The sequence below is a fragment of the Bounagaea algeriensis genome (assembly GCF_054491375.1).
Window position 1 is genome coordinate 4292234 of record NZ_CM137102.1, and the last position, 24576, is coordinate 4316809.

General features: G+C 69.9%; 29 protein-coding genes and 1 pseudogene. 18 read left to right on the top strand and 12 right to left on the bottom strand.

The window, feature by feature from the left end; genetic code table 11:
• The first annotated feature begins 1019 nt into the window (after positions 1 to 1019).
• The 3 genes from ACVGV2_RS19590 to ACVGV2_RS19600 all read left to right on the top strand — a co-directional run bounded on the left by ACVGV2_RS19590 (position 1020) and on the right by ACVGV2_RS19600 (position 3625).
• Complete coding sequence (locus tag ACVGV2_RS19590; protein ID WP_459163807.1) at positions 1020 to 1565, top strand: hypothetical protein; 546 nt, start codon at positions 1020 to 1022, stop codon at positions 1563 to 1565.
• Between the two features lie 357 nt (positions 1566 to 1922).
• Positions 1923 to 2570: a phosphate signaling complex protein PhoU gene (phoU, locus tag ACVGV2_RS19595; RefSeq protein ID WP_459163808.1), complete on the top strand. Its 648-nt coding sequence runs from the start codon at positions 1923 to 1925 to the stop codon at positions 2568 to 2570.
• 203 nt (positions 2571 to 2773) lie between these two features.
• Positions 2774 to 3625 carry a helix-turn-helix domain-containing protein gene (locus tag ACVGV2_RS19600; protein WP_459163809.1) on the top strand — a complete coding sequence of 284 codons (852 nt, stop codon included), beginning with the start codon at positions 2774 to 2776 and terminating at the stop codon, positions 3623 to 3625.
• Between the two features lie 117 nt (positions 3626 to 3742).
• Here ACVGV2_RS19600 and pstB read toward each other — a convergent pair whose 3' ends face one another.
• The 6 genes from pstB to ACVGV2_RS19630 all read right to left on the bottom strand — a co-directional run bounded on the left by pstB (position 3743) and on the right by ACVGV2_RS19630 (position 10052).
• Complete coding sequence (gene pstB / locus ACVGV2_RS19605) at positions 3743 to 4519, bottom strand: phosphate ABC transporter ATP-binding protein PstB (RefSeq protein WP_459163810.1); 777 nt, start codon at positions 4517 to 4519, stop codon at positions 3743 to 3745.
• Between the two features lie 14 nt (positions 4520 to 4533).
• Entirely contained in the window at positions 4534 to 5448 is a 915-nt protein-coding gene (gene pstA, locus ACVGV2_RS19610; RefSeq protein WP_459163811.1) for a phosphate ABC transporter permease PstA, read from the bottom strand.
• Complete coding sequence (pstC, locus tag ACVGV2_RS19615) at positions 5445 to 6497, bottom strand: phosphate ABC transporter permease subunit PstC (protein ID WP_459163812.1); 1053 nt, start codon at positions 6495 to 6497, stop codon at positions 5445 to 5447. The genes pstA and pstC overlap by 4 nt, the downstream gene beginning before the upstream one ends.
• Positions 6498 to 6567: 70 nt before the next feature.
• Entirely contained in the window at positions 6568 to 7689 is a 1122-nt protein-coding gene (gene pstS, locus ACVGV2_RS19620; protein WP_459163813.1) for a phosphate ABC transporter substrate-binding protein PstS, read from the bottom strand.
• Between the two features lie 413 nt (positions 7690 to 8102).
• Positions 8103 to 9062, bottom strand: coding sequence for a mycothiol synthase (gene mshD / locus ACVGV2_RS19625; protein WP_459163814.1), 960 nt, complete (start codon positions 9060 to 9062; stop codon positions 8103 to 8105).
• A 90-nt stretch (positions 9063 to 9152) separates the two neighbouring features.
• On the bottom strand, positions 9153 to 10052 hold the full coding sequence (locus ACVGV2_RS19630) for a winged helix-turn-helix transcriptional regulator (RefSeq protein ID WP_459163815.1): 900 nt from the start codon (positions 10050 to 10052) through the stop codon (positions 9153 to 9155).
• A gap of 401 nt (positions 10053 to 10453) precedes the next feature.
• On the opposite strand from ACVGV2_RS19630, the gene ACVGV2_RS19635 reads away from it, so the two are divergent.
• The 6 genes from ACVGV2_RS19635 (at position 10454) to ACVGV2_RS19660 (ending at position 14951) form a co-directional block, all read left to right on the top strand.
• Positions 10454 to 11245: an LmeA family phospholipid-binding protein gene (locus ACVGV2_RS19635; RefSeq protein WP_459163816.1), complete on the top strand. Its 792-nt coding sequence runs from the start codon at positions 10454 to 10456 to the stop codon at positions 11243 to 11245.
• A 4-nt stretch (positions 11246 to 11249) separates the two neighbouring features.
• A complete protein-coding gene (locus ACVGV2_RS19640) occupies positions 11250 to 11711 on the top strand; it encodes a TlpA family protein disulfide reductase (protein WP_459163817.1) in 462 nt (153 codons plus the stop codon).
• Positions 11712 to 12158: 447 nt separating this feature from the next.
• Entirely contained in the window at positions 12159 to 12647 is a 489-nt protein-coding gene (locus tag ACVGV2_RS19645) for a DUF4395 domain-containing protein (protein WP_459163818.1), read from the top strand.
• On the top strand, positions 12644 to 13489 hold the full coding sequence (locus ACVGV2_RS19650) for a sulfurtransferase (RefSeq protein ID WP_459163819.1): 846 nt from the start codon (positions 12644 to 12646) through the stop codon (positions 13487 to 13489). Before ACVGV2_RS19645 ends, ACVGV2_RS19650 begins: the two co-directional genes overlap by 4 nt.
• Positions 13490 to 13491: 2 nt before the next feature.
• Positions 13492 to 13791 carry a DUF1416 domain-containing protein gene (locus ACVGV2_RS19655; RefSeq protein ID WP_459166063.1) on the top strand — a complete coding sequence of 100 codons (300 nt, stop codon included), beginning with the start codon at positions 13492 to 13494 and terminating at the stop codon, positions 13789 to 13791.
• Positions 13792 to 14309: 518 nt separating this feature from the next.
• Positions 14310 to 14951 carry a heme-binding beta-barrel domain-containing protein gene (locus tag ACVGV2_RS19660; RefSeq protein ID WP_459163820.1) on the top strand — a complete coding sequence of 214 codons (642 nt, stop codon included), beginning with the start codon at positions 14310 to 14312 and terminating at the stop codon, positions 14949 to 14951.
• A gap of 255 nt (positions 14952 to 15206) precedes the next feature.
• Here ACVGV2_RS19660 and ACVGV2_RS19665 read toward each other — a convergent pair whose 3' ends face one another.
• Positions 15207 to 16031 carry an SGNH/GDSL hydrolase family protein gene (locus tag ACVGV2_RS19665; protein WP_459163821.1) on the bottom strand — a complete coding sequence of 275 codons (825 nt, stop codon included), beginning with the start codon at positions 16029 to 16031 and terminating at the stop codon, positions 15207 to 15209.
• Positions 16032 to 16365: 334 nt separating this feature from the next.
• Positions 16366 to 17016 carry a DUF4386 domain-containing protein gene (locus ACVGV2_RS19670; RefSeq protein ID WP_459163822.1) on the bottom strand — a complete coding sequence of 217 codons (651 nt, stop codon included), beginning with the start codon at positions 17014 to 17016 and terminating at the stop codon, positions 16366 to 16368.
• Between the two features lie 189 nt (positions 17017 to 17205).
• Here ACVGV2_RS19670 and ACVGV2_RS19675 point away from each other — a divergent pair, with 189 nt between their 5' ends.
• Positions 17206 to 17739, top strand: coding sequence for a MarR family winged helix-turn-helix transcriptional regulator (locus ACVGV2_RS19675; RefSeq protein WP_459163823.1), 534 nt, complete (start codon positions 17206 to 17208; stop codon positions 17737 to 17739).
• Between the two features lie 302 nt (positions 17740 to 18041).
• On the opposite strand, the gene ACVGV2_RS19680 is transcribed toward ACVGV2_RS19675, so the two are convergent.
• Together ACVGV2_RS19680 and ACVGV2_RS19685 are read right to left on the bottom strand one after the other, a co-directional pair.
• On the bottom strand, positions 18042 to 18731 hold the full coding sequence (locus tag ACVGV2_RS19680) for a hypothetical protein (RefSeq protein WP_459163824.1): 690 nt from the start codon (positions 18729 to 18731) through the stop codon (positions 18042 to 18044).
• 56 nt (positions 18732 to 18787) lie between these two features.
• Positions 18788 to 19639 (bottom strand): aminodeoxychorismate lyase, encoded by an 852-nt coding sequence (locus ACVGV2_RS19685; protein ID WP_459163825.1) that lies wholly within the window; start codon positions 19637 to 19639, stop codon positions 18788 to 18790.
• A 161-nt stretch (positions 19640 to 19800) separates the two neighbouring features.
• On the opposite strand from ACVGV2_RS19685, the gene ACVGV2_RS19690 reads away from it, so the two are divergent.
• A complete protein-coding gene (locus ACVGV2_RS19690) occupies positions 19801 to 20298 on the top strand; it encodes a hypothetical protein (RefSeq protein ID WP_459163826.1) in 498 nt (165 codons plus the stop codon).
• Positions 20255 to 20737 carry a DUF3558 family protein gene (locus tag ACVGV2_RS19695; RefSeq protein WP_459163827.1) on the top strand — a complete coding sequence of 161 codons (483 nt, stop codon included), beginning with the start codon at positions 20255 to 20257 and terminating at the stop codon, positions 20735 to 20737. The genes ACVGV2_RS19690 and ACVGV2_RS19695 overlap by 44 nt, the downstream gene beginning before the upstream one ends.
• 98 nt (positions 20738 to 20835) lie before the next feature.
• Here the strand turns inward: ACVGV2_RS19695 and ACVGV2_RS19700 are convergent, their stop codons facing one another.
• A complete protein-coding gene (locus ACVGV2_RS19700) occupies positions 20836 to 21030 on the bottom strand; it encodes a DUF397 domain-containing protein (protein WP_459163828.1) in 195 nt (64 codons plus the stop codon).
• A 4-nt stretch (positions 21031 to 21034) separates the two neighbouring features.
• A complete protein-coding gene (locus ACVGV2_RS19705; RefSeq protein WP_459163829.1) occupies positions 21035 to 21898 on the bottom strand; it encodes a helix-turn-helix domain-containing protein in 864 nt (287 codons plus the stop codon).
• A gap of 216 nt (positions 21899 to 22114) precedes the next feature.
• Between ACVGV2_RS19705 and ACVGV2_RS19710 the strand changes: the two genes are divergently transcribed.
• The 6 genes and pseudogenes from ACVGV2_RS19710 to ACVGV2_RS19735 all read left to right on the top strand — a co-directional run bounded on the left by ACVGV2_RS19710 (position 22115) and on the right by ACVGV2_RS19735 (position 24501).
• Positions 22115 to 22447, top strand: coding sequence for a zinc finger protein (locus ACVGV2_RS19710; protein WP_459163830.1), 333 nt, complete (start codon positions 22115 to 22117; stop codon positions 22445 to 22447).
• Positions 22444 to 22830 carry a hypothetical protein gene (locus ACVGV2_RS19715; protein ID WP_459163831.1) on the top strand — a complete coding sequence of 129 codons (387 nt, stop codon included), beginning with the start codon at positions 22444 to 22446 and terminating at the stop codon, positions 22828 to 22830. Before ACVGV2_RS19710 ends, ACVGV2_RS19715 begins: the two co-directional genes overlap by 4 nt.
• Before the next feature lie 282 nt (positions 22831 to 23112).
• Complete coding sequence (locus ACVGV2_RS19720) at positions 23113 to 23286, top strand: hypothetical protein (protein WP_459163832.1); 174 nt, start codon at positions 23113 to 23115, stop codon at positions 23284 to 23286.
• Between the two features lie 2 nt (positions 23287 to 23288).
• Positions 23289 to 23525: pseudogene (locus ACVGV2_RS19725) on the top strand (aminotransferase class I/II-fold pyridoxal phosphate-dependent enzyme); the annotation flags it as partial.
• A 97-nt stretch (positions 23526 to 23622) separates the two neighbouring features.
• A complete protein-coding gene (locus tag ACVGV2_RS19730; RefSeq protein ID WP_459166094.1) occupies positions 23623 to 23802 on the top strand; it encodes a hypothetical protein in 180 nt (59 codons plus the stop codon).
• Positions 23803 to 23862: 60 nt separating this feature from the next.
• Positions 23863 to 24501, top strand: a complete 639-nt coding sequence (locus tag ACVGV2_RS19735) for a LysE family translocator (protein ID WP_459163833.1) — start codon at positions 23863 to 23865, stop codon at positions 24499 to 24501.
• Positions 24502 to 24576 lie beyond the last annotated feature (75 nt).

Consider the following 24576-nt stretch of genomic DNA (forward strand, 5'->3'; position numbering starts at 1 on the left):
GCGCGCACCGGCGGCGCGCCGAATCAGAGCAACCCGCCCCGAACGGATCGCAGTCCGCCGGCCAGGGGCCCGCGCAACCGCCGCGGGCCAGCCCCGGCGCACCGCAGCCGCCGGCGCGCGGAGCTCCCGCGGCCCGCCCGAACGGCGCCGCACCCGCCGATCCCTCCGCGGCCTGGCCCGCACGGCCGGAGGCCGGCCGCAACGGCTCCGCGCCGGCATCGAACGGTTCGGCCCCGAACGGCTACACGCCGAACGGTTCGGCCCCCAACGGTTCGGCGCCCAACGGTTCGGCCCCGAACTTCCCCGCGCCCGGCCCGAACGGTTTCGCAGCACCCGAGCGGCCCCACGCACAACGCAACGGCCGGCAACCCGGGACGAACGGGACACCGCTGGGCGGCGCCCCGCAGGGCGGGGCCGCCTCCCCGCAGGGGGGTAGTACCGCGCAGCCAGGAGGAGCTGCCTCGCCGCAGGCACCGCAGCCACCGCGGAACACCGGGCAGGTCCCGGCCGGCAGTGCTGCGCCGGAAGGCGCCTTCCCGCAGCGACCACCGACGCCGCCCGCTTCCGCTCCGCAGAGCAACGGACATCCGCAGTGGCCCGCAGGACCCAGCGGGCAACCGCCGCAGGGCGCGTCCGCGGCTCCTCCGCAACCCCCGCAGGCCCAGCCGCAACCGCCCGGCCACCCCGGCGGCAACAACGGGTGGCACCCGCCGCGATCCGGCCCGCAGGCTCCCGCCGGTCCCGCTCAGCAGGCAGGACCGAACGCGGCGAACTCCGCTTCCGCAGCACCGTCTCCGGCCGCCCCGGTCGGAGGCGCCCAGCAGAACGGCCACCGGACACCGGCCGGGCCCGCCGCCGATCCGCAACCGGCCACGCGGATCACGCAGGCGCTGGGCAGCGGGGCGGGCACAGCGTCACGCCCGGACGCGGACGCGCCGACGAAGCAGCACGTCCCGGTCCCCGCACCGGAGGGCTCGGAGAGCACCCGCGCCCCGTCGGCACCGCCCGCGCCCCCGCGCGTGGCCCCCGCACCCCAGCAGGCTCCTGCAACCCAGCAGGCTCCTGCGGCGCAGCAACCCACCGCGGTCGAGACGACGGCGCAGCACAGCCCGCTGAACGGCCAGCAGACCGCCCTCAACGGCACCGTCGACCCCTACGACGAGCCGGAGCAGGACGCTTCCCTGCTGGAGGACTCCGTCGAGTACGTACCGGACTTCGCCGCGTTCGACCCCGGTGACGAGTACGCCGGGGACGAGTACGCCGACGGGGAGGACGAGGAGCGCGAGGTCGAGGAGATCGACGCGACGCTCGCCCGGTTCTCCGCGGTGCACGACGAGATCGCGCGGGAGGAGGAGGCCCGGCGCAACAAGTTCAAGTGGCTGCGCCGCAAGGGCTCCGAACCCGAGCTCGGCAAGGACATGCCGTTCGACTTCGTCGAGGGCCAGGACGGCACCTCCCGCGTGGAGCGCAAGAAGCAACGCCGCAAGCGCCGCACCCACGTGCTCGTCGCGGCGGCCGCGGTGGCCGCCGTTGTGCTCGTCCTGCTCGTGGTGGCCCTGGTTTAGGGGGTCCGCGGGTTGGCCGGCGTCGCGGGTCGGGTGGGAGAACCTCGGGCGCTTCCCAGCTGCCCCGCCCGCCCCGGACAGCGAAACAGCGGGGAGCCACGGATGGTTCACGCAGCGAGGCCGTAGCGTTCCGGGGCGGAGCCGATCGGCCCGGGGCGGGTGAACCGACCACGGCCCGTGGAGAACACCCCCACATCCCGTGACGAGCAGTGATCGCCCTACCCCTGAACGAGTGACCCTCGTTCGAATTACGTGGATCCGAACCTCCCAGTTTGGGACACTTCACAGGAGAGCATCGTTCACGCACCGTTCACCGCGGTGCACCTGTTCGATTCCACGGCACAGTAAGCTGGACATATGCGTGAGGCCTACCAGGAACAACTCGGCAAGCTCGCCGAGGAACTCGCCACCATGTCGAGCATGGTCGGCACCGCGATGGAACGTGCCACGAGAGCACTCCTGGAGACCGATCTCAGCCTGGCTGAGCAGGTCATCGAGGACGACGCGAAGGTCGACGACGCCCGTGCGCGCGCCGAGGAGCACGCCTTCGGGCTGCTCGCCCTGCAGGCGCCGGTGGCCAGCGACCTCCGCACCGTGATCTCCACGATCCACGCCGCGGAGGACCTGGAACGCATGGGGGACCTCGCGCTGCACGTGGCCAAGACCGCACGCCGCCGCCACCCGAACGAGGTGCTCCCGGCGGACGTGCGCCCGTACTTCTCCGACATGGGGCGCATCGCGGTGAAGCTGGCCGAGCACGTGAACAGCCTGGTGCAGACCCAGGACGTGGACGCCGCCCAGGGCATGGAAGCCGATGACGACGAGATGGACGACCTCCACCGGCACCTGTTCACCATGATGACGGGCTCGGAGTGGTCGCACGGCGTCTCCGCAGCGGTGGACGTGACGCTGCTGGGGCGGTTCTACGAACGCTTCGCCGACCACGCCGTGTCCGTGGCGCGGCGCGTGGTGTTCATCGTCACCGGGAAGATGCCCACGGGCTGAGGCTCCTCGGCGCGTGCACCGGTCGGGCCGCTGCGCAGCGCGGAACGGTGAGCCGGCCGGCGCTGCGCCGAGCGCGGCGCAGCGATGCCTGGAGGCGTTGTATTAATACTCAGTCACGTCACTCGCCCTGCGGGTCCGGGCTGTGCGATCCTTCCGTGCCGTGAACATCCGCCAAGCAGCCGCCCGGCGCGGAGGGCCCGCACGTGGGTAGCAGTCCGACCGTCCAGCGCCGCCGCCTCGGCAACGAGCTGCGACGCCTGCGGGAAGCGGCGGGTCGCACCCACCGGGAAGTCGCCGGCCAACTGGACTGCTCGCAGGGCAAGATCAGCCAGATCGAACTCGGCCGCGTGCCCGTGCGCACCTCCGACGTGCGCCTCATGGCCGAGTTCTACGGCGTGGCCGAACAACAGCTGGACGCGCTCACCGAACTCGCCCAGGGCTCGAAGGAGCGCGGCTGGTGGCAGGACTACCCCAGCACCGCGCTGCGGCCGGGGTTGCAGACCTACCTCGGGCTGGAAACGGCGGCCAGCGCGGTGAGCTGCTACGGCACCGATCCGCTGCCGGAGTTGCTGCGCACCGCCGAGTACAGCCGTGCACTGCTGGCCGCCGACCGGGAGCAGCTCGACGAGCAGGCCGTCGCCGAGCGGCTGGAGGTCACGACGACGCGGCAGCAGCGACTCGTCGGTGAGAGCCCCCTCGAGCTGTGGGCGGTGCTCGACGAGGCGGCGCTGCGCCGCACCATCGGCGGCAGTTCGGTGATGCGCCAGCAGCTGGAGCACCTCGTGCTGCTCGGCTACCGCCGCAACGTGACGATCCAGGTGCTGCCGTTCCGCGCGGGGGCGCATCCGCTGCTGGCCGACCGGATCTCGGTGTTCTCCTTCCCCGATCCGGACGACGCGCAGGTGGTGCACCTCGGCGACTCGGTCAACGCGCGCTTCCTGGACAAACCGCGGGAAACGGCCGAGTACCTGCGCGCGTTCGAGCGGGTGTGCGCGGCGGCGCTGTCGCCGAAGGACTCCAGCTCCCACATCTCCGCCATCGCCGACCGGATGTAGCTCACCCGACGACGACTGGCGCTGGACCGCGCAGTGGCTCCCGCGCGCGAGCTGGTACCTGCACGCGGCCGGCATCGGGGGAGTCCGGCATCGGGGAGTGACGCGCGGACCGCCCGGTCAGCCGAAGCGGCCGGAGATGTAGTCCTCGGTGGCCTTCTGCGACGGGTTCGAGAAGATCGTGCCGGTCTCGTCCATCTCCACGAGCTGGCCGGGTTCACCCACGGCACGCAGGTTGAAGAACGCGGTCTGGTCGCTGACGCGCGCCGCCTGCTGCATGTTGTGCGTGACGATGCCGATCGTGTAGTCCTGCTTCAGCCGCGCGATCAGGTCCTCGATCGCCAGCGTGGAAATGGGGTCGAGCGCGGAGCACGGCTCGTCCATGAGCAGCACGTCCGGTTGCACGGCGATCGCCCGCGCGATGCACAGCCGCTGCTGCTGCCCACCGGAGAGGCCGCCACCGGGCTTGTTCAACCGGTCCTTGACCTCCTCCCACAGGTTCGCGCCGCGCAGCGCGCGCTCGGCGACCTCGTCGAGCTTGCGCTTGTGCTTCTCGCCGACGAGCTTCAGGCCGGCGACCACGTTGTCCCGGATGGACATGGTGGGGAACGGGTTCGCCCGCTGGAACACCATGCCGATCGTGCGGCGCACCTGCACCGGGTCGACGTGCTGGCCGTAGACGTCCTCGCCGTCGAGCTCGACCTTGCCCTCGACGCGTCCGCCGGGCACCACTTCGTGCATCCGGTTGAGCGAGCGCAGCACGGTCGACTTGCCGCACCCCGACGGTCCGATGAACGCGGTGACGCTGTGCGCCGGGACCTGCAGGGTCACGTCCTGCACCGCGTGGAACTTGCCGTAGTACAGGTTCAGGTCTTTGATGTCGATTCGTTTGGCCATGGCTGTAAACCGTCCTATTTGGTGCGCGCCGCGAGCAGCTTCGACAGCACCGTCGCGACGAGGTTGATCAGCATGATGACCAGCACCAGGGTCAGCGCAGCGCCCCACATCCGGGCGTCACCGGCGGCGGTGGCGGTGCTGCGTTCCATGTAGATGGTCAGCGGCAGCGAGGCCATTTCCCCGCTGAACAGGTTGAAGTTGATCGCGCTGGAGTAGCCGACGAGGATGAGCAGCGGCGCGGTCTCGCCGAGCACGCGTGCCAGGCCGAGCATCACGCCGGTGAGGATCCCGGACAGCGCTGTCGGCAGCACGATCCGCAGGATCGTCTTCCACTTGGGCACACCGAGCGCGTAGGAGGCCTCCCGCAGCTCGTCGGGGACGATGCGCAGCATGCTCTCGGTGGTGCGCACGACGACGGGCAGCATCAGCAGCACCAGCGACATCGCCACGGCGATCCCGCTGCGCTCGAAGCCCAGCGTGGTGATCCACAGGGCGTAGATGAACAGCCCGGCGACGATCGACGGCAGCCCGCTGAGCACGTCCACCATGAACGTCGTCGCCCTCGCCAGCGGCGAGTTCCCCCCGTACTCGACGAGGTAGATCGCGACCATGATGCCCAGCGGAATGCTGAACAGCGCGGTGACTCCGCCCTGCAGGAGGGTACCCATCAGCGCGTGGTAGATGCCACCGCCGAACTCCGTGGGCAGCAGCCCGTTGAAGGAGTGGTTCCACCAGGTGGGGCTGAGCATCGGCTGCAATCCGCGTTCCAGCAGCGTGTACAGCACCCACAGCAGCGGGATCACGGCCACGACGAACGCCGCGACGAACACGGCGGTGGCGGCGTGGTTCTTCAGCTTGCGCGCCACGCTGATCCGCTGGAACGCCGGTGGCGCGGCGGGCTGCTCGAGGTCCGCTGTGTCGGTCCTCATTCGTTCCCCTTCGAGTTGCCGCCCTCGATCCAGCGGGCGAGCGCGTTGACCACGAACGTGATCACGAACAGCACCAGTCCTGCCGAGATGTAGGCACCGACCTGCAGGTCGTGGAGGAACTCGGCCGATCCCAGCGCGATCTTCGAGGCGAAGGTCGCACCGCCGTCGAAGACGCTGTAGCCCGGCGGTTCGAACGTGAAGCTGAGCACGATGGTCAGGGCGACGGTTTCGCCGAGCGCGCGGCCGAGCCCGAGCATCGATCCGCCGATGAAGCCGTTCTTGCCGAACGGCCACACGGTGGTGCGCACGACTTCCCACTTGGTGGCGCCCAGCGCCAGCGCCCCCTCGATCTGCTGCGACGGGGTGCGCTGGAACACCTCGCGGGTGACGCCGGTGATGATCGGCAGGATCATCACGGCGAGCACGATGCCGGCGGTGAACACGTTCTTGCCGCTGTCGGCGGGGATGTTGCCGTCGGCGAAGATCGGGATCCACCCGAGGTTGTTGTTCAGCCACGCCGCCGCCGGGTTGATCACCGGGGCGAGCACCATGACGCCCCACAGGCCGTAGATCACCGACGGCACCGCGGCCAGCAGGTCCACGATGTACGCGAACGGGCGCGCCAGGCTGCGCGGGGCGTACATGGTCAGGAACAGGGCGATGCAGAAGGCCAGCGGCATCGCGATGACCAGCGCCACCAGCGAGCTCGCGACGGTGATCCACAGCAGGTCGATGATGCCGAAGCTCAGGTCGTCCGGATCCGAGGTGTCCCACTCCCGGCTGAACAGGAAGTTGACCTGGTTCTCCTGCAGCGACGGAACCGCCCGGATGATCAGGAAGAGCCCGATCGCGGCGATGAGCGCCACCACGAACGCACCGGCAGTGCGCGCCAGTGAGGAGAAGATCCGGTCGCCGGGACGAACGACCGACCTTTCCGCGGATGCAGCGGAGGGAATGGGGTCCTCCGGTCCGGTGCTGTGCCCCGATCCGCCCCCGCCCCCGGAATTCGGTGGTTGAGGGCGACTTTCGGCTGTCGTCGAGTCGGTCACTGCTGTCGTGAGCCTCTCATCTCGTGCGTTCGGCACTGTGTCCACCCGGGACGCGATGCACCGGGGATCCTCAGGCGCTGATCGCGTTGATCGAGTCCATCACCTTCTCCTTGAACTTGTCGGGCAGCGCGACGTAACCGGCGTCCTCGAGCTGCTGCGGGTTGGCGTTCGCGGCGACCTTGAGCACTGCCTTGACCGCCTGGGCCGTCTGCGGGTCGTAGCCGGCGGAGCAGGCGATCTCGTAGGTGGCCATCGCCAGCGGGTACACGCCCGGGTCGGAGTTGCCGTAGAGGGAGTCGAGGTTCACCCGCAGGTCCTTGCCCTGGCCTTCCAGTTCGGCCGCGTCGATGGCCCTGCCGACCGTCTGCGAGTTGAGCTCGACCGGCCCGGAGCCGCTGTCGATCTTGGCGATGTCCAGGCCGAGGTTCTTCGGGTAGGACCACTCGGCGTAGGTCAGCGCGCCCTCGGTGCTGTCCACGGCCTGGGCGACCTGGTCGCTGCCGTCGCGGCCCTGCCCGACGCCCGGCCCGGGCCGGAACTGCTTGTCCGTGTCCTGCCAGTCCCCGCCGGTCGCGGTGTTGAGGTACTTCTGGAAGTTCTGCGAGGTACCCGACTCGTCCGAGCGGAAGAAGGGCTTGATCGTCAGGTCCGGCAGTTGCGCGTCCGGGTTGAGCTGCTTGATCGCCGGGTCGTTCCAGTTGGTGATCTCGCCCTGGTAGATGTCGGCGATGAGGTCGGCGTTGAGGGTCAGGTCGTTGACGCCGGGGACGTTGTAGCTGACCGCGACCGGACCGAAGACCATCGGGATGTTCCACGCGGGGTTGCCGCCGCAGCGCGCTTTCGCCATCTGGGACTCCTCGGCGGTCAGCGGCGCGTCGGAACCGCCGAAGTCGATCTGCCCGCCGACGAACGCGGAGATCCCCTTGCCGGAGCCGGACTTGGTGTAGTTGAACTCCTCGCCCGGGCATTTCATGCTGTAGTCGCGGGCGACGATGTCCATGGCGTTCTTCTGCGCCGAGGAGCCCTCCGCGGAAACGGTCTGCTCACCGCACCGGACCTCGAGGCGCTTCAAGGCCGGGTGCGCAGCCTCCGGCGACACGTTCTGGTCGGTGCCGCAGGAAGACGCGGCCAGGGCGCCGGCGACGGCGAGCGCGAACGCCGGAACGAACCGCTTGGTCCGCTTGGTCTTCACCTGTTTCCTCCACTCGGCCTCTTCGGCGGGGACGCTTCAGCGGGCGCCGCTTCGGCGGGACGCCGCAGGCGACTTCGACGCACCTTCCCGGGACAGTCACCGAGAAGACTAGACAGTCGGAGTAGCGCGTTCCCGCCATCCAGGTGAACGATGAATGAACAAGCACGCTCAGTAAGCAATGCCACACCACGGACGAGCTCTTCGGTAAGTCGAGTACTGACTTTCCTGCCTAAACGGGCACATGTACGTACGTACAGTAGTCATACGGGCGGCACGGCACCCGCTCGCGTCGTTCCGCAGCGCCGCGACCAGGCTGCCGCAACCAGGTCCCGCCGCAGACGGCCGGCGCCATCCGGTTCCCGCACCCGGGTCCCGCAGCCGGCCGTCGCCAAAACCCGGTCAGCAAAACCCGGTCAGCGCCCGAACTGCACGTCCGTGTCCCAGCGTTCGAAACCGAGCCGCTCGTACACCCGGACGGCCGCGGCGTTGTCCCCCTCGACGTACAACATGACCCGCGGGCACCCGGTGTTCCGCAGATGGCGCAGTCCCGCGATGGTCAACGCCTTGCCCAGTCCGCTGCCCTGCGCTTCCGGATCGATGCCGAGCACGTAGACCTCACCGGTCCCGTCCGGGTGCACCTTCGTCCAGTGGAAACCGAGCAACGCGCCCGCGGAATCCTCGGCGAGCAGGAAACCGGCCGGGTCGAACCAGTCCTCCTGCTGCTTGGCGCCCAGCTCCTCGGCGTCCATCCCGCCCTGCTCCGGATGCCAGCGGAACGCGCGGTGGTTCACCCGCAGCAGCTCCGGCTCGTCCGAGCCGACGCGGAAGCCGCGCACGGTCACGCCCTCGGGCAGCGGAGCCTCGGGCAACCCGCCGTCGTCGAGTTCGCGCCCCATCCGCAACAGCTCGCGCACGCGGGTGAAGCCGTAGCGCTCGGCCAACCGCTGCGCCCCCGGGAGCTGGCCGTGCGACCACACCCGCAGCCGGCCGGAGTCGTCCTCCGCCTCGTTCGGCTCGACGAGCAGATCCGCCCGGCTCAACAGCGCCTCGACCAAGCGCCTCCCCACCCCGGCCTGCCGGTGCCAGGGGTGCGTCGCGAACTCCGCCACCAGTTCACCGGCGTCGAGCTCGTGCTCGGTGTCCAGGTGGGCGTAGCCCGCGAGCGCCCCGTCCCGGTGCACCAGGAAGTGCTCCGACCGCACGTCGCCCTGCACCGGTTCCACCTGGCTGACCACGTCCCGGTGCGCCTTCAGCCGCAGCAGCACGTGCTCGCCGGCGGGGGCGACGCCGTCGTGCTGCTCGGTCTCCTCGAGCAACCGCATGACCGCGGTCGCTTCGTTGCTGTCCAGTCCATTCCGCCACGTCAGCTGCACACTCGGGACACTACCCAGAGCCGCCCGCTACCGGCGCGCACCCGCGACCGCACGTGCGCGTATCGGCCGCGGCAGCCGGTCCTCGCGCCGCTACCGCGGATCGGTCACCCGCGGATCGGTCGCCCCGCCGAACCTCCCGGCGGGCGCGGCGGTGCAATCCGGCCGCTCCGCGGCGGCGCGATCCGGCCGCTCCGCAGCAGCGCGATCGGGCCGCTCCGCGGCGGGCGCCCGGTCCGGGGACGCGGTCTCGCCGGTTTCCTCCGCGCCGATCACCCCGTTCTCGCGCCTGCCGCGCTCTGCTCCCCCGCCGCGCTCAGCTCCCCTGCCGCGGGGCGGGAGGATGAACTTGTACCCGACGCTGCGGACCGTGCCGATCAGGCCGTTGTGCTCGGGGCCGAGCTTGGCGCGCAGGCGCCGCACGTGCACGTCGACCGTGCGGGTGCCGCCGAAGAAGTCGTAGCCCCACACCTCCTTCAGCAGCTGCGCCCGGGTGAACACCCGGCCGGGGTGCTGCGCGAAGAACTTCAACAGCTCGAACTCCTTGTAGGTGAGCTCCAGCGCACGCCCCTTCAACCGGGCGGTGTAGGTGGCCTCCTCGATGACGAGGTCGCCGGCCGCGATCGTGCCGTCCTCGCGAACGGCAGTTCCGCGGCGCGCGGCGAGCAGCCGCAGCCGGGCGTCGATCTCCGCCGGACCAGCCGTCGGCAGGAGGATGTCGTCGACCCCCCACTCGCCGTTCACGGCGACGAGACCACCCTCGGAGACCACGGCGAGCACCGGCGCGCTGCCGGCCGACAGCAGGCGGCACAGGTTGCGCGCATCCGCCATGTCCTTGCGCGCGTCGACGAGGACCACGTCGTGCGCACCGGGTGAGAGCACGGCCTGCGGGTCCGGCGGGGACACCCGCGCCCGGTGCGGCAGCAGCCCCAAACCGGGCAGGACGTCGGCCGCGCTCGCCTCGCGGGTGAGGCACAACAATTCCGGGCTCATGGGAACCTCCCTGCCGCGGGCTGGGCGGCCACCACCTGCAGCGGCGGTCTCGGTTCCGGCCCCGTTGCCGGCGGGTCGCTCGAAGGATAGCGGACGCACCGGCCCCGAACCCATCGCACGCAGCAGGAATCACAGTCGTGCACGTCACCGCTGCGCGCCGGTCCCGCGGTCAGCTTCCGCCGCAGCGTGCGGGGCCGTCCGCGAGCCCGCCGCTGCACCCGGGTGAACGGCGTCACCACCCGGCTGGGGCCGGTGCCGTGCAGGCGGGTTCTACAGTGGGACGACCCGAGCGCGGCGGCCCTGACCAGGAACGGGACATTTCCCTCGTGGCTCAAGGGCGGGTGCGACAGCGCACCGCCGAGGACGTTCGCCGCCCGACCCGACGAAACGGACCGATACGCGTGAAGAAGCTCGCGATCTCTCTGGTGGTACTGCTCGCGGTGCTCGTCGCCGCCGACTTCGGCGCCGCGGCCTTCGCCGAGCGCAAGGTCTCGCAACAACTGCGCAGCCAACTGCAACTGCAGCACAACCCGGACGTGCACATCCACGGGTTCCCGTTCCTCGCGCAGGTCGTCCAGGGGGACTACCGCAACGTCGAGGTCTCCGCGGAAGGCGTGCGCGCCGATCCGCTGCAGCAGCTGGGCATCTCCGCCAACCTGCACCACGCGCGGGTCGACACCCGGAAACTGATCAACGGATCCGCCGAAGAGCTGACCGTCGACGACGTGGACGGACGGGTGCGGCTGCTCGCAGGTGACGTCGGCCGGATGATCGACGTCCCGGACCTGTCGATCAACCCGGTCTCCGACGAGGAACTCGCCAACGCCAGCGGTGAGGACAGCAACCAGGAGGGAACCGGGCAGGACGTGACAGGCGTGCGGTTGGACGGCACGATCGACATCGCGGGCCAGCAGTCGCAGGTGCACGTGATCGCCGCGCTCACGCTGGAGGACGGCAAGATCCGCGTCGAACCCCGCGACTTGGGGCTGAAGAACGACGTCGTGCCGGACCTGCAACTGCCGGGCGTGTTCAAGAACCTGCTGCGGCAGCAGTTCACCACGACCATCGACCCGGGCACCCAGATGCCGTTCGACGTCACCCCGACCGGGCTGCGGGTCGAACCCGGCGCCCTGGTGATGGAGGGCAAGGCCGAGGACGTGACCATCAACATGCAGAACGGCTCCGCGGGGTGAGCGGATGGCCACGTGGGTGGTCGCGGTCGGCGCGCTGCTGGCCGCACTGGTGATCACGGGTGTCGGCGGGGTGACGTGGCGGCTGCGCAGCGGCCGCGTGCGCCCCGCCCGCACCCGCTCGAACGGGGAGGGAACGTTGCTGGAGGCGCTGCCCGCCGACCTGCGGCGGGTGCTGACCGAACGCGCCGACGCCGAGAGCCCGGTGACGCTGTTGCAGCTGTCCACCGCGTTCTGCGCGCCGTGCCGGCACACGCGCGTGCTGCTGGAGAGGTTCGCCCAGAACACGCCGGGCGTGCGGCACGTGGAGGTCGACCTGACCCACCACCCGGAATGGACGAGTCCGCTGCAGGTGCACACCACGCCGACGACGCTCGTGCTCGACGGTGCCGGTGCGGAGCTGTTCCGGGTTCCGGGAGTGCCCCGGCGCGCCGAGCTGGCCGAGGCGTTGCGGCCGCACCTGCCGTGACCTGCGGGCCCACTCGCCGTCCCCCGGTGAACGCCCGCTGCGGCCGTCCGTCCCCGCGACCCCGCTGCCGTCCCACTGTCGTCCCGCTGTCGTCCCGCTGCCGTCCCACCAGGTGAACAACCTTCCGAGCGATCGACTCGGTCGGTAGTCTGCGGACCATGCGAGTGCTGCTGACCCGTCGACGCGCGGTGGACCACTGCCGCACGGCCAGCAGTCTGTGTTGCGGCTCGACGCACCGCCGGCCGCGGGCGAACCGCCCGCGTCCGCCCCGCGCCGCGACACCAGCGCTCGTTCCCCCCGGTGGCCGGCGCTGAACGCGGTGCGGCCGATGTGCGGTGCAGCCCGGGAGTCCGGTTCCCCGATGCAGCCCGCTCGCCCGATGCAGTCCGTTTGCCTGATGCAGCGCTGCCCGGACAGGCCGAACCCGGTTGCCGTCCAGGAGGCCCCATGCCCGCTTCGCCCCCGGAGACGCTCGACCCCCGAGGCGTGCGGTTCAGCGCGGGGATCACGAGCGCGATCCTGGCGTTCGGGCTGGTGACCACGAGCTGGCGGGTGCTGGCCGCGCAGACGGTGCTGTTCGCGATGTGTGCGTTCATCGGACTGCGGGCGAACCCGTGGGGGCGGGTGTACCGCGGGGCGGTGCGGCCACGCTTGGCATCGCTGGACGAGGACGAGCGGGAAGCACCGGAGCCGGTGCGGTTCGCCCAGGCAGTGGGGTTCGCGTTCGCCCTCGCGGCCGCGGTCGGGTACGCGGCCGGGTGGGTCGCCCTCGGCATGGCCGCGAACGTGTTCGCGCTCATCGCCGCCTTGCTCAACGCGGTCTTCGGCTACTGCCTCGGCTGCCAGGCGTACCTGCTGTCGCGCAGGTTCCTGCCGACCAGAAACGTTGCCCGACAACCATTGATCGATCCGAACGAAAGAGGAGTCACTCGATGAGCCGTGCAGAGGTCCTGGTCACCGCGGACTGGGCCGAACAGAACCTGAACACGCCCGGTGTCGTGTTCGCCGAGGTCGACGAGGACACCACCGCCTACGACGGCGGCCACATCCCGGGCGCCGTCAAGCTGGACTGGAAGAACGAGCTCCAGGACCACGTGCGGCGCGACTTCGTCAACCGAGAGGACTTCAGCGAGCTGCTGTCGGCCAAGGGGATCGGCAACGACGACACGGTGGTCCTCTACGGCGGCAACAACAACTGGTTCGCCGCCTACGCGTACTGGTACTTCAAGCTCTACGGCCACGACGACGTCAAGCTGCTCGACGGCGGCCGCAAGAAGTGGGAGCTGGACGGCCGCCAGCTGACCAAGGAGGAGCCGAACCGCCCGGCGACCAACTACCAGGCGAAGGAGCCGGACACCTCCATCCGCGCGTTCCGCGACGAGGTCGTCGACGCGATCGGCGACAAGAACCTGGTGGACGTGCGCTCGCCCGACGAGTTCGCCGGCAAGCTCGTCGCGCCGGCCCACCTGCCGCAGGAGTCGGCGCAGCGCGCCGGCCACATCCCCTCGGCCATCAACGTGCCGTGGAGCAAGGCGGCCAACGAGGACGGCACCTTCAAGTCCGACGAGGAGCTGCAGAAGCTCTACACCGAGGCCGGCCTGGACACCTCGAAGGACACGATCGCCTACTGCCGCATCGGCGAGCGGTCCTCGCACACCTGGTTCGTGCTGCACGAGCTGCTGGGCCTGGACAACGTGAAGAACTACGACGGTTCGTGGACCGAGTACGGCTCGCTCGTCGGCGTGCCGGTGGAGAACCCGAGCGAGCAGGGGGCTTGAACATGAGTGGATGCGGAGCACCGCAGCAGGGCGGCGCGCAGGTCGCCGACACCGACCAGGTCGTGCTGGCCGGGAAGGTCCGCTCGGGCCAGGAGGTCCTCGGCGGCGCGTTCGTCCGGCTGCTCGACGCCTCCGGCGAGTTCACCGCCGAGGTCGTCTCGGCCGAGGACGGCGCCTTCCGGTTCTACGCCGCCCCCGGGCGGTGGACGGTGCGCGCGTTGCACCGCAGCGGCAGCGGTGAGGCCGAGGTCTCAGCCGAGGCGATCGGGGAGCAGCACCAGGTCGACATCGCGGTCGCCTGAGCACTTGCGGCTGGGCCACGCCCGGCCGATCCTGCCCGTCAGCCCCCGGCACGCCCGGCTGGGCTCGGCACTTACGGCTGAGCCACGCCCGGCCTGTCCGGTCGCACGGCGGGGCTGCCGGGTCCGCGGACCCGACAGCCCCGCCGTGCGGTGTACGTTTCTCGAGAAAAGTTCCCGACTTTTCTCGAGAAACGTACACCCCGCGAGGCGCGGATCATGTCCGATGCCACACCCCACGAGGGTGTTTCGGTGGTTATCCTCTGCGTGTGACTCTCTTGGACTTCATCCACTACGGACTCGTGACGCTCGTCGGCATCGCCGCGGCGGCGACGCTGTGGTTCGCGTGCTACGTGCTCTACCGGTTGCACCAGGACTGATCGGACCCGCGGTGGCCCGGCCGACCACGTGCACATTTCGCGCGAAACGTACGCACCCCTGGTCGGAGGGATCGTGTCGTGCGCCTCGCAGCGGGACGGCCCCGCCGCCGCGGCCGCACGCGGCCCGGTAGTCTCGTGTCGATGAGTGAGACGCCTGACCAGCCGGAACGCGTCGACGGAAACGAGGCCGTCCGCGCCGCGGCCGAACGCGCCGAGCAGACCCGGCACCGCAATCTGCCGCAGTTCGACGACCTTCCCGGCACCGGGGAGACGGCCAACCTGCGGATGGGCCCGTCGCTGAACGACGCGTGCTTGTCGCTGCTGCCGCTGGTGGGCGTGTGGCGCGGCGAGGGCGAGGCGAACCACCCCTCGCTGGAGGAGTCCTACCGCTTCTACCAGCAGATCACGATCGCCCACGACGGCCGCCCGTTCCTCACCTACGAGTCGGTCACCTGGCGGCTGGACCGCTCGGGCGGCGAGGTCGGCGAGCCGGACCTGCGCGAGTTCGGCTTCTTCCGCCCGCAGCAGGACGAGTCGATCGAGTTCATGCTCCTGCAGTCCACGGGCGTGTCCGAGCTGTTCTTCGGCAAGCCGCGCAGCCAGACCTCGTGGGAGTTCGGCACGGACGCGGTGCTGCGCAGCCCCACCGGTGAGGACGCGAACGCGTCGAGCCGCCTGTACGGCATCGTCGAGGGCGCGCTGGCCTACGTCGAGGAGCGCGCGACCTCGCAGCACGAGTTGCAGCCGCGCCTGTCCGCGAAGCTGGATCGCGTGGCGGGCTGACCCGTTGCCGGCCGCGCCGGCCTGCGACCTCACTCCCCGGTGCGCCGGATCAGCTCGGCACATTGGCCGGGCGCGAGACATCGGAACGAAAAGTGGCGCTTGTACCGTCCGTGACTATCGCGGATGCCCCCGGACTACCTGCTGTACCTCCCGTCCGGCGCATCGCTGACCCGCATGGACGGATCAAACGGGCCAGGCCGAAGCGGCATGCTTATCTGTGACAGAGGTGATCGCATCCGATGCGGGACTCTCGCATCAGCCGCCCACGGGGCTCAATTGGTGGATGAGTGCGCGGGTGATCGCCGCTTGCCCGTCGAGAGTGGGGTGCACACCGTCGGGGCCCTGCAGCTGCGGGTCGGCGGGGGTGCCGAACGCGCTCACGAGGTCGACAACCGGTTCGGCGGAACCGTGCAATGCCTCGGCGAACGCGGCGATGTCCGCGTTGGCCCATGTGGACTGGCCGTGCTGGAACCCGGGGAAGGCGGCGATGCGGTCTTCGCATACCGGTGGCGGTGTCATCCACACCCAGCTTGGGTGCGCGCCGATCTCGGCGATGCGGCGCAGTTCGGCCAGGTTGGCGAGGCTTTCGTCGAGGGTGACTTGTGGTTTGGCCGGTGCGGGGCCGACTCGGGTGACGTCGTTGGTGCCGAGCGCGCAGAGTACCCAGTCCGGGCTGGTGGTGGCCAGGGTGGCTGGCCACCGGCGCAGCACCATGGCGGTGGTGTGCGTCGACAGGCCCGCGTTGACCACCTGTATCCGGTCAGCGGGGCGACGGAGGTGGAGCAGGTGGCGCAGCATCTCGGCCCAGGATTGCGCGTCGTCTGTGATGGAGTCGCCCACCGCGAGCACGGTCTGGCCGGGCCGGAACGGCAGCGCGTCGACCGCCGCGGCGAAACGTGCGTCGGTGAGCAGGTCGGTGGCGACCTGGCGGGTGTTGTCGTCGAACCCGGCGGTGATCTCGGCGTGCTGGGCCGGGGTCAGGCCGAAGATGGCCGGCAGCGCGTCGACGAGACCGGGCAGATATCCGTACAGCTTGTCCAGGTGGGTGTAGCGTAGCCACATCTCGGTGGTACTGGTCACGTGCAGCTCCTTTTTTCCTACGTGGTGGAAAACGGGGCATGCCGCGAGCAGGCCGCCATCGATGGCAAGGTGGCCCCGGTGGCGAATTCCGCGTCGGGTCCGACCAGCCACACCGCGGCCGCGATTACGTCCGCCCCGGCCGAACCGCCGCACGGGCAGCGATGCGGCGGCCCACCGGATCAATCCCTCGTTGACATCCTCATGTTGAGGACGAGCCATCTCCGAATTCCCTTGAGGTGAGTCCGTGGCCGGCGATGGCTAGCTGTGCCTACGCCGCCAGTGCTGGCCACGGTGCTGTGGCGCTTTCCCCGTCCGCCCGTCTGGTGTGCATGGCTCAGTGCCGGGGTTGCGCCCGCGGGCGGGCCCGCTCGCGGGCCTCGGCTCGAGTGCGCGGCAGCAGCACGCTGATCGCGACCAGCCACAGCAGCCCTCCGAACCGGGCGATCGGAAGTACGGGACCGAGCACGGGCACCAGTAGGACCAGCAGCCCGGCCACGCCGACCCCGGCCACCACGAGTCCAGCGATCGACAATGTGCGCGGCACCAGACGCAAGATCAGTGCTGGCACCGCAACTCCGGCGATCAGCAGGGCGAACGTGACCGCGAACAGCGGGCCCCCGGCACCGAACGAGGCCAGGTTGAACGCATGTACCACGCCGGCGCTCCCCGCAGGTGCGACGCTGGCGGCCGTCCACGCCGCCAGGCCGCTGATCGCCAGGGCCGCGGCGGCGAGGATGCCGCCAACCAAGCCAATCGTCGGGCCAGCCACCCGCACGCCGAGTGCCTGCAGCCGTTGGTGGACCGTGGCAGTCCACACCGCCAGGGGGGCCGCCGAGGCCAGCAGCAGCACGGCCGCCAACGTGGCGGTGAACGGGGCGGCTTGCAGCGTGCCCAGTACCTGCGCGGGCGCGTCGGTGGGGCGGCTACCTGGGTGTAGCAGCGTTCCCGCCACGGTGAGCCCCGCCCACGCCGCCGCCGGTGCCACCGGTGGAGGCCCTTGCCGACGCAGCCGAGCGGGACCAGTCGAGCCAGGGGCCGGCGCGTTCGCACCGCTGCCGGTTCGGGCCTCGATATCTGAGCGATCCATTACAACTCCTGGTCGTTTTACGAAGAATTAGTTACAACTTGTAAGAGTACGCGTTGAGTACGGTATCGCAAGTAGTATGGTTTCGATATGGAAGACAGCTCCACGCCCAGCACCCCGAGGGCCAACAACGCGTTCCTGCTCACCCAGATCGGCACCCACGCCGCACAGGTCTTCGCCACCCGCCTCGCCGCCCTCGACCTCACTCCGCCCCAGAGCGGGCTTCTCCGCGCCATCCACCACGACCCGGGGCGCAGCCAGCAAGCCCTCGCCGAACACATGGGCACACCGCCCACCCGCCTCGTCGCCCTGGTCGACGGGCTCGAGCAACGCCGCCTCGTGCAACGGCGTCGCAACCCCGACGACCGTCGCCTCTACGCCGTGCACCTCACTGACGACGGCCAAGCACTCCTGCGCGACATCGCCAAACTCGCCCGCGAACACGACGACGAACTGCTCGCCGCCCTCGATTCCGAGGAACGAGCCCACCTGCACACACTCCTCGCGCGGGTGGCTGCCGACCGAGGACTCACCCCGGGAGTCCACCCCGGCTATCGCACCCTGACCGCAGCCGACACGCACAACCCCGCACCCAAGCCACCACCGGCCGAGCCGGAGCGCTGAACCGGTGCAAAGACCTGAGGAAGATCCGCGACAGAGGAAACACCAGTGGACATCGCAGCTGGTCACAGCCTCAGAGGGGGTGTGTCAGAGGGGAGCGAGTGAGCAGTCTCCGATGGTGACTGGGCCAGTCTGGTGACCAGCGATCACAGTCCATCCTTCCCGGTTCTTCCTCAGGCTCCCGGTCGCTTGGCCACCGCACATCTTCCGTGTAACTGTCCGTAGTGATCGGAGAACTCCGGAGGCCGTCCGCTGCGGAGGGTCTGTCTGATGATCGGTGTTTCCGGCGGTTCGGTCAGTAGGTTTCAGCGGCCGGGGGCTCGAGTGCCCGCCGGTGCGCCTCCGGCGGCGGGCGCTGCACCGGACGTGCCTCCGTCCGGCCGCGGACCGCGGTTCGCCGTGGCGGGACCGCGGAGCTGGTCGATCCACAGCAGCGCGGCCAGCAGCACCGCGACGGCGATGCTGATCGCGCCCGCGACCAGCGGCTCGTTGCCGGGGAAGTCGGGGAAGCCGAACACGTCCGGTTCCGCCGTCACGGTCCACCAACCGCCGGGCAGCTGCTCCACGACGGCGTGCCCGGCCGGCCTGCCCCGCAGGTACTGGAGCACGTCGCCGTCGCGCGTGTCGAGCACGCGCTGCACGCCGAGCGGAGCCGCCCACAGCAGCACCGCCACTCCACCCGTGGCCAGCAGCGGTGACCAGCGGGACCGCCACGGCACGAGCAGCGCGGCGAGCACGCAGACCAGTGCCAGCGCGCACAGCCCGCCGATGTTCAGCGCGCGCTCCCACGGCACGGTCAGCGCCGCGGTCTCACCTGTGACGACGCACCCGCCGGGCACGTAGTTCCCGTGCAGGTCGGGGTTGCCGAAGGCCGTGTCGCAGCCGGTCCACACCCGGCCGGCCTGGTAGAGCCAGAGCGCGGTGAGCCAGCCGAGCGCGACGAGGGCGAACCCGCCGGTGATCCACTGCCGCCGCGGACGCTGCCGCGTCCCCATAGACCTCTCCCGTGTCCGCGCGGCCACCGGCCGCTTCCCTGCGCTGTCAGCCACCGTCATCCGTAGTTGGATTCGTACAGCCGCGTGATCACGCCGTGCAGCTCGGGATCGGCCTTCACCCGCACGCCGTCGATCGTGTGCACCTGCGTGACTCGGCGAACGCTGGAGGCCAACCACACGCCGTCGGCGGTGTGCAGCTCGTCGACGGCGAACTGCTCCACGCGGGTGCTCCAGCCCGCGCGTTCGGCCGCGCGGAACAGCGCGCCCTGCGTGGTGCCGCGCAGGATGCCGGTGCTGGGGGGTGGTGTGCGCAAGGTGTCGCCGTGCGCGAGCACCACGTTCGACGTGGGCCCTTCCAGCACTGAGCCGTCGGCGGCGGTGAAGACGGCCTCGTCGGCGCCGCGGGACTCGGCTTCGCGCAGCGCGGCCATGTTCACCGCGTACGACAGCGTTTTCGCCGTCAGCAGCAGCCACGGGGCGCGCTGCTCGAGGTCCGGCGAGTGCCCGCTTTCCAGGGTCACCGCGGACACGCCGTCGCGGCGCTTGCGCTCGGTGTCGGCGGTGACCTCGGTGGCCATCGCGTAGGCGGTGGGTGTGCCGTCGCCGCCGTCGACGCCGCGGCTGCAGATGAGCTTCAGCGCCACTTCCGGGTGCTGCTGCCAGGGCCACGCGTCCGCGATCGCGTCGACGGCGCGCTGCCACGCCGCGCGCCCGGGCAGGGGCAGCTCGAGCATCCGCGCGGAGCGTTCCATGCGCTCCAGGTGCGGTGGGAGCTCGCGGGCGGCGCCGTCGACCACGAGGACCGTTTCGAAGACGCCGTCGCCGCGGGTCGCGGCGAGGTCGTCCGCGCGGAGCAACGGGGTTTCCGGGTCGACGAGGCTGCCGTCCAGCAGGGCAACGAGGCGCATACGCGCAGCCTAGTACCGCCGCTGGCGCAGCAGCGGCGCTGCCCGCGGAGGTTTCCGCGTGTCGGGGCCCGGCCGCACCGGAAAAGATCGGCGGAAACGTCCCCCGCCGTCGCCGATCACCCGTTAGAGTCGATCTCCGCGGAACCGGAGAAGGGGTCGGCATGACCGAAGGCGGCGGCTTCGAGGGTTCGAAGCAGGCCCTCGGCGAAGTGCGCAAGCAGAGCACGTGGATCAACGAGCAGGTCGGTGCGGGCAAGCTCCGCCTCGATCCCGAGGCAGCCGAGAAGGCAGCGAAGCGGTGCCGGGAGGAGGCGGAGGCGCTGCAGGAACTAGCCTTCAACGCTCAAGCCATCGAGCGTCTCGAGGGGCTCGGTGACTACCCCGACGGCAAAGCCCTGGCAGAGAGGTTTCAGCAGAAGGCCAACGACCCCGACGCAGGCGCATTCGCGCTCATCCGGCAAATGCGCGAAGAACTGGAAAGGTGGCGCAGGCCTTCGAGGGCGCGGCGAAGGACTACCGTACGACCGACGAGCAGGCCGCCGAGGACTTTGAGCGAGGGTTGCGACAGTGACAAAGTTCACCCGTTCCGTGCTGACCGCATCCGCGGGAGCCCTGATGCTGGGCGCATCAGCGTGCGCCACGCCCGCCGGTGGGGGTGATTCGGAGGCTCCCGAGACGACAGAGGCCCAGCAGAGCAAGGCCCTCGAGAACTTCGACCCCTGCACCTTCTTCAAGCCCGACGAGCTGAAGTCCTGGGGGCTGCCACCCACCGAAGGGACCGACAAAACACAGGTCTCATGGGAACCGACATGCGCTTGGTCCGGTGATGAAAACATCGTAGGCGTCAGCAAGAACGTCGAGGAAACGGTCGACTCCTACGAGCAGAACAGCTCGTGGGCCTCCTACGAGAAGCAGCCCATCGGCGGCCGCTCCGGCGCGGTCGCCGTCACGAGCGGCGCTTCCGGCGGAGGCGGCTGCAACGTCCTCGTCGACGCCGGCGGCGGTGTCGTGATCTACCAGATCACCTCGGACGTCGACGACGCGTGCTCGGAACTGAAACCCATCGCCGAAGCCACCGCCGGACGCCTGCCGCAGTAACCGGGAAACCTGGTCCGGTGCGCGCTGCCCCGCGACGCACCGGTCCATTCGCACCAGTCGCTCGCGCCAGCCCCACCCCGCTGCGGGCTGGCGCGACATCACCGCGAGAGGAACTCCAGGAACGCGCGCCACTGGGCACGACTGAGCACCAGCCTCGCCCCCTCGGGGGCCTTGCTGTCGCGCACCCCCACCGCATCCGGCCGCACCGCCACCTCGACGCAGGCCTTGGCAGCGGTGCTGCGACTCGACGTGAACCAGGAAGCTGAAGTGAACCGATCCGGGTGTTCTGACACGCTCTCATGTTAAGCGCTGCAGGACGCTTTCAATGAGGGCGCGACTCGCTTCCACGTCGAGCGCGAAGTCCAGCACTTCGTCGAACGTGGCCAGGTACTGGTGCACGCGCGGCTGATCATCGACCAGATCGAGTCCCACGCCGTGCTCGTGCCACGCCAGCTGCGGGAGATCAGGGTTCGGGAAGGTCAGGATGTGGAACGTCGAGTGCGACAACGCCCCGTGGCTGCCGGCCGTGAACGGGACGATCCGCACCTGCAGGTGGTCCTGCAAAAGTTCGGTGATCTCCAACAGGTGTTGCAGTTGCTCGGCGAGAACGGCCTTGCCGCCCACCTGTTGGTGCAGGGTTGCTTCGGACATGACGACCGTTGCGCGGAGTGGTTCCTGCCCGGTCAGCAGTCCCTGCCTCTTCTTGCGCACCTCCAAACGTTGCTCGACCTCAGCACGACGGACGTTCGCCGGGTCGCCGTGGAGGATCGCGCGAGCATAAGCTTCGGTCTGCAACAGGCCGGAAATGAGCCCGCCTTCGTAGGTGCTCACATGCGCAGCGCTCTGTTCATAGCCGAGGAAGCGCACGAAATCGGCTGAGAGGATGCTGTTGTAGCGCTGCCACCATCCACGTTGGTCGAACGCTGCACGGAGCTCGATCAACTCAACGTGCTCATTGGCGTCCATCTCGTAAGCCCAGGCCAGCAACCGGATCTTGTCTTCCGAGATCCGTCGGCGCCCGTGCTCGAAGTTGCTGACGTAGTTCTGGCTGATGCCGATGGCTCGAGCGGCTTCAGTGGTGGTGAGGCTTGCGGCTTCACGCGCTTTGCGCAGTCTTACGCCGATCTGCCAGGCGGCGAGCTCCGGCGAAACTGTCGGCATCGCAAGCCCTTCTTCGCGTTGACGCCTCGTGCGCCGCTAGGTGTAGCACACCACTCGATCAAGCGATATTCGCAGAATGATTTCTTAGATAAGTTCTGATCTTGATGGCGGCGGGGCTGCCGCTCCCCGGCTCCGCACTCGAAGCCCCGCCGCCATCCCCGGTCAGGAGCAGCGAGCCGCGGCGAGCGGGTTTCGCCGCGCTGGAAAGGTGAGCCGATGCGCGTCCCGCGACTGGACAGGCAAGGGCCGGTCGTCTACTGGCGTCCGTGGGAGGGGCTGCGGCACGCCCTCGACCCGTCCGAACCGCCGCAGCCCGGCCGGCAGCGCACCGGCCTGTGCGGCACGGCTGTGGAGGTGCGCGACGCCGACGCCACCGAATGGCTCGCTCCGACCTGTCCCGACTGCTGGGCGCACGCGCGCGAGCTCCGGGACGCGCGCGTCGCGGCACGCGCCGCCGAACGCGCCGCGGAGGCCGGCGGCGGGCAGCGCTCCGCCCGCACGTGGATCTTCGAGCAGCGGGGATCCGAGCAGCGGGGAGGTGCGCGATGAGCCCCTTCGCCGCCGACCCCGTCGTGCTGCTGCTCTCCGCCGGCCTGAGCGCGGCGTTCTTCCTCGTCGTCGTGCTCGTGCCGCTGCGCTGCGAAGCCGACGTCGCCGAGCGCCCCGCGCGGCCGCGCCCGCCGGTGTTCGACCCGGCCGAGCTCCAACGGCGGCTCCGGCTGGAGGAAGAACACCGGCAGGCCGTCTGCGCGCGCTACCTCGCGCAGCGGCGCGACCGCATCCTCGCCGCCGAACCCCGCCCGTACGTGGGCAAGCACCGCCTCGCCGAGGACGAGCGCCCGCCACCGGTGGACATCACGCCGCACCGGCCGCCCGTCGACGTGCGCTTCGCCGTCCCGGCCCTCGCACACCCCCACCCCGCACGGCCGTGACATCGCCGCTGAGGCCCCGCTGCCGCACCGGCACCCACCGGTTCGGCGACCGGAGCGGAACCGGCCCCGCCGCACCGGCAGCCGCCGACCGCCGGGTGCGGGCACGTGCGGTCATCCGTTACCAATCCGCCCCCGACCTGTGATCTTGAGCATAGCCACCTTGTTATCCGATCAGTGACATGTTTGTCTCACTGTGGAGTCAATGGGGATTCTCGTTCCGGCGTCGTTCTCCGCATGCCGCACTTCTCGCTATCTCTACGGCGATTACCGACGGAGACACGAGTGGAGTTCAACCCCGCAACGGCCGCCCTCCAACCTTCCGGGATCCGCGAGATCATGCACGTCGCCGCCCGGCGCGAAGGGGTGGTCCGACTGGACATCGGTGACCCCGATTTCCCGACACCGCCGCACGTGATCGAAGCTGCGCGACTCGCACCGAGCGGATATGCGCTCTGATGATGTGCGAGGCACTCCGACTCCGTGCAGTGCCGTACCCCCTCGACAGTGTGGACGGCTTCACTCCGACCTGCGAAGCTCTACGCGGTTCGATCTCCTCACGCACCCGCGTACTCCTGCTGAACTCACCGGCCAATCCGACCGGTTCCGCGATCCCGGACGATCAGTTGCAGGACCTGCTGGACCTCGCGTCGCGCAATGATCTCTGGGTCATCTCAGACGAGTGCTACGAAGAACTGGCCGGCGAGGCATTTTGCAGCTCCGGAACGCACCGATCGACGCAGCCCGCCCTGAGGGGACTTTCTACGTGTGTGGGCGGACATCTCCCGGACCGGCATGAAAGCCCACGAGTTCGCGAGCCTCCTACTCGACGAGCACGATGTGGCCGTCGCTCCCGGCAGCGCCTTCGGGTCCGCCGGAGCGAATCACGTCCGTCTCGCCCTGACGACTGCCACCGACGAGATCGCCGAAGGTGTCGAGCGGATCGCGGACTTCGCCCGGACGTGCTGCGCATGACCGGCGGACGCGGCCGAGCCCGCAGAAGACATCAGATCTGCCAACACCGGAGCCGTTCCGATGCCTGAACAACTGGTTCCCTTTCTACTCGTCTCGGTGGTGCTGACAGTGGCGCCCGGGCCGGACACGGCGCTGGGCATCCGCAACAGCCTGCGCGGCGGGAGCACTGCCATGTGGTGGACCGGGCTCGGAGTGTGCAGCGGGATCTTCGTGCACGCGGCGGCTTCGGTGATCGGCCTGTCGGCAATCCTCGCCGCTTCGGCGAACGCCTACACCTTCGTCAAGATCGCCGGCGCCACCTACCTGTTCTGGTTGGGCGCAGTGACGCTGTGGCGAACGTGGCACGACCGCGGCGCCAAGGACGGGCACGAAATTGTGCACGATCAGCTCTTCAGCGACCGGATCACGCGGCGCAACGCGTTCCGGCAGGGTTTCATCAGCGACCTGCTGAACCCGAAGATCGCACTCCTGTTCCTGACACTCCTGCCGCAGTTCATCTCACCCGGGGAGCCCCGCGCACTCACTTCCGCGGTGTTGACGGTCACGTTCGTCGCGGTCGCACTGGTGTGGTGGCGCGTCACCTCGTGGCTCGCCGGCGCGCTCCGTGCGCTGTTGAATCGGAAGAAGATCCGAACTGGCATGGAGGCCTTCACCGGCATCGTGATGGTCGCCCTCGGCGTTCGGGTCGCGCTCGAGTAGCCGAGGCGTTCGCGATGCCTCGCGAAGCACCGTAGGCCTGTCTAAAAGAGACTTCGGCCGCGTCTCGCGGTCGCG

What these genes read in the sequence shown, in the direction of transcription:
- phoU (WP_459163808.1), top strand. Translation starts at nt 1,923, where the DNA reads ATGCGTGAGGCCTACCAGGAACAACTCGGCAAGCTCGCCGAGGAACTC.
- pstB (WP_459163810.1), bottom strand. Translation starts at nt 4,519, where the DNA reads ATGGCCAAACGAATCGACATCAAAGACCTGAACCTGTACTACGGCAAG.
- pstA (WP_459163811.1), bottom strand. Translation starts at nt 5,448, where the DNA reads ATGAGGACCGACACAGCGGACCTCGAGCAGCCCGCCGCGCCACCGGCG.
- ACVGV2_RS19630 (WP_459163815.1), bottom strand. Translation starts at nt 10,052, where the DNA reads ATGAGCCCGGAATTGTTGTGCCTCACCCGCGAGGCGAGCGCGGCCGAC.
- ACVGV2_RS19640 (WP_459163817.1), top strand. Translation starts at nt 11,250, where the DNA reads ATGGCCACGTGGGTGGTCGCGGTCGGCGCGCTGCTGGCCGCACTGGTG.
- ACVGV2_RS19645 (WP_459163818.1), top strand. Translation starts at nt 12,159, where the DNA reads ATGCCCGCTTCGCCCCCGGAGACGCTCGACCCCCGAGGCGTGCGGTTC.
- ACVGV2_RS19650 (WP_459163819.1), top strand. Translation starts at nt 12,644, where the DNA reads ATGAGCCGTGCAGAGGTCCTGGTCACCGCGGACTGGGCCGAACAGAAC.
- ACVGV2_RS19655 (WP_459166063.1), top strand. Translation starts at nt 13,492, where the DNA reads ATGAGTGGATGCGGAGCACCGCAGCAGGGCGGCGCGCAGGTCGCCGAC.
- ACVGV2_RS19660 (WP_459163820.1), top strand. Translation starts at nt 14,310, where the DNA reads ATGAGTGAGACGCCTGACCAGCCGGAACGCGTCGACGGAAACGAGGCC.
- ACVGV2_RS19675 (WP_459163823.1), top strand. Translation starts at nt 17,206, where the DNA reads ATGGAAGACAGCTCCACGCCCAGCACCCCGAGGGCCAACAACGCGTTC.
- ACVGV2_RS19680 (WP_459163824.1), bottom strand. Translation starts at nt 18,731, where the DNA reads ATGGGGACGCGGCAGCGTCCGCGGCGGCAGTGGATCACCGGCGGGTTC.
- ACVGV2_RS19685 (WP_459163825.1), bottom strand. Translation starts at nt 19,639, where the DNA reads ATGCGCCTCGTTGCCCTGCTGGACGGCAGCCTCGTCGACCCGGAAACC.
- ACVGV2_RS19690 (WP_459163826.1), top strand. Translation starts at nt 19,801, where the DNA reads ATGACCGAAGGCGGCGGCTTCGAGGGTTCGAAGCAGGCCCTCGGCGAA.
- ACVGV2_RS19695 (WP_459163827.1), top strand. Translation starts at nt 20,255, where the DNA reads ATGCTGGGCGCATCAGCGTGCGCCACGCCCGCCGGTGGGGGTGATTCG.
- ACVGV2_RS19705 (WP_459163829.1), bottom strand. Translation starts at nt 21,898, where the DNA reads ATGCCGACAGTTTCGCCGGAGCTCGCCGCCTGGCAGATCGGCGTAAGA.
- ACVGV2_RS19710 (WP_459163830.1), top strand. Translation starts at nt 22,115, where the DNA reads ATGCGCGTCCCGCGACTGGACAGGCAAGGGCCGGTCGTCTACTGGCGT.
- ACVGV2_RS19715 (WP_459163831.1), top strand. Translation starts at nt 22,444, where the DNA reads ATGAGCCCCTTCGCCGCCGACCCCGTCGTGCTGCTGCTCTCCGCCGGC.
- ACVGV2_RS19730 (WP_459166094.1), top strand. Translation starts at nt 23,623, where the DNA reads ATGAAAGCCCACGAGTTCGCGAGCCTCCTACTCGACGAGCACGATGTG.
- ACVGV2_RS19735 (WP_459163833.1), top strand. Translation starts at nt 23,863, where the DNA reads ATGCCTGAACAACTGGTTCCCTTTCTACTCGTCTCGGTGGTGCTGACA.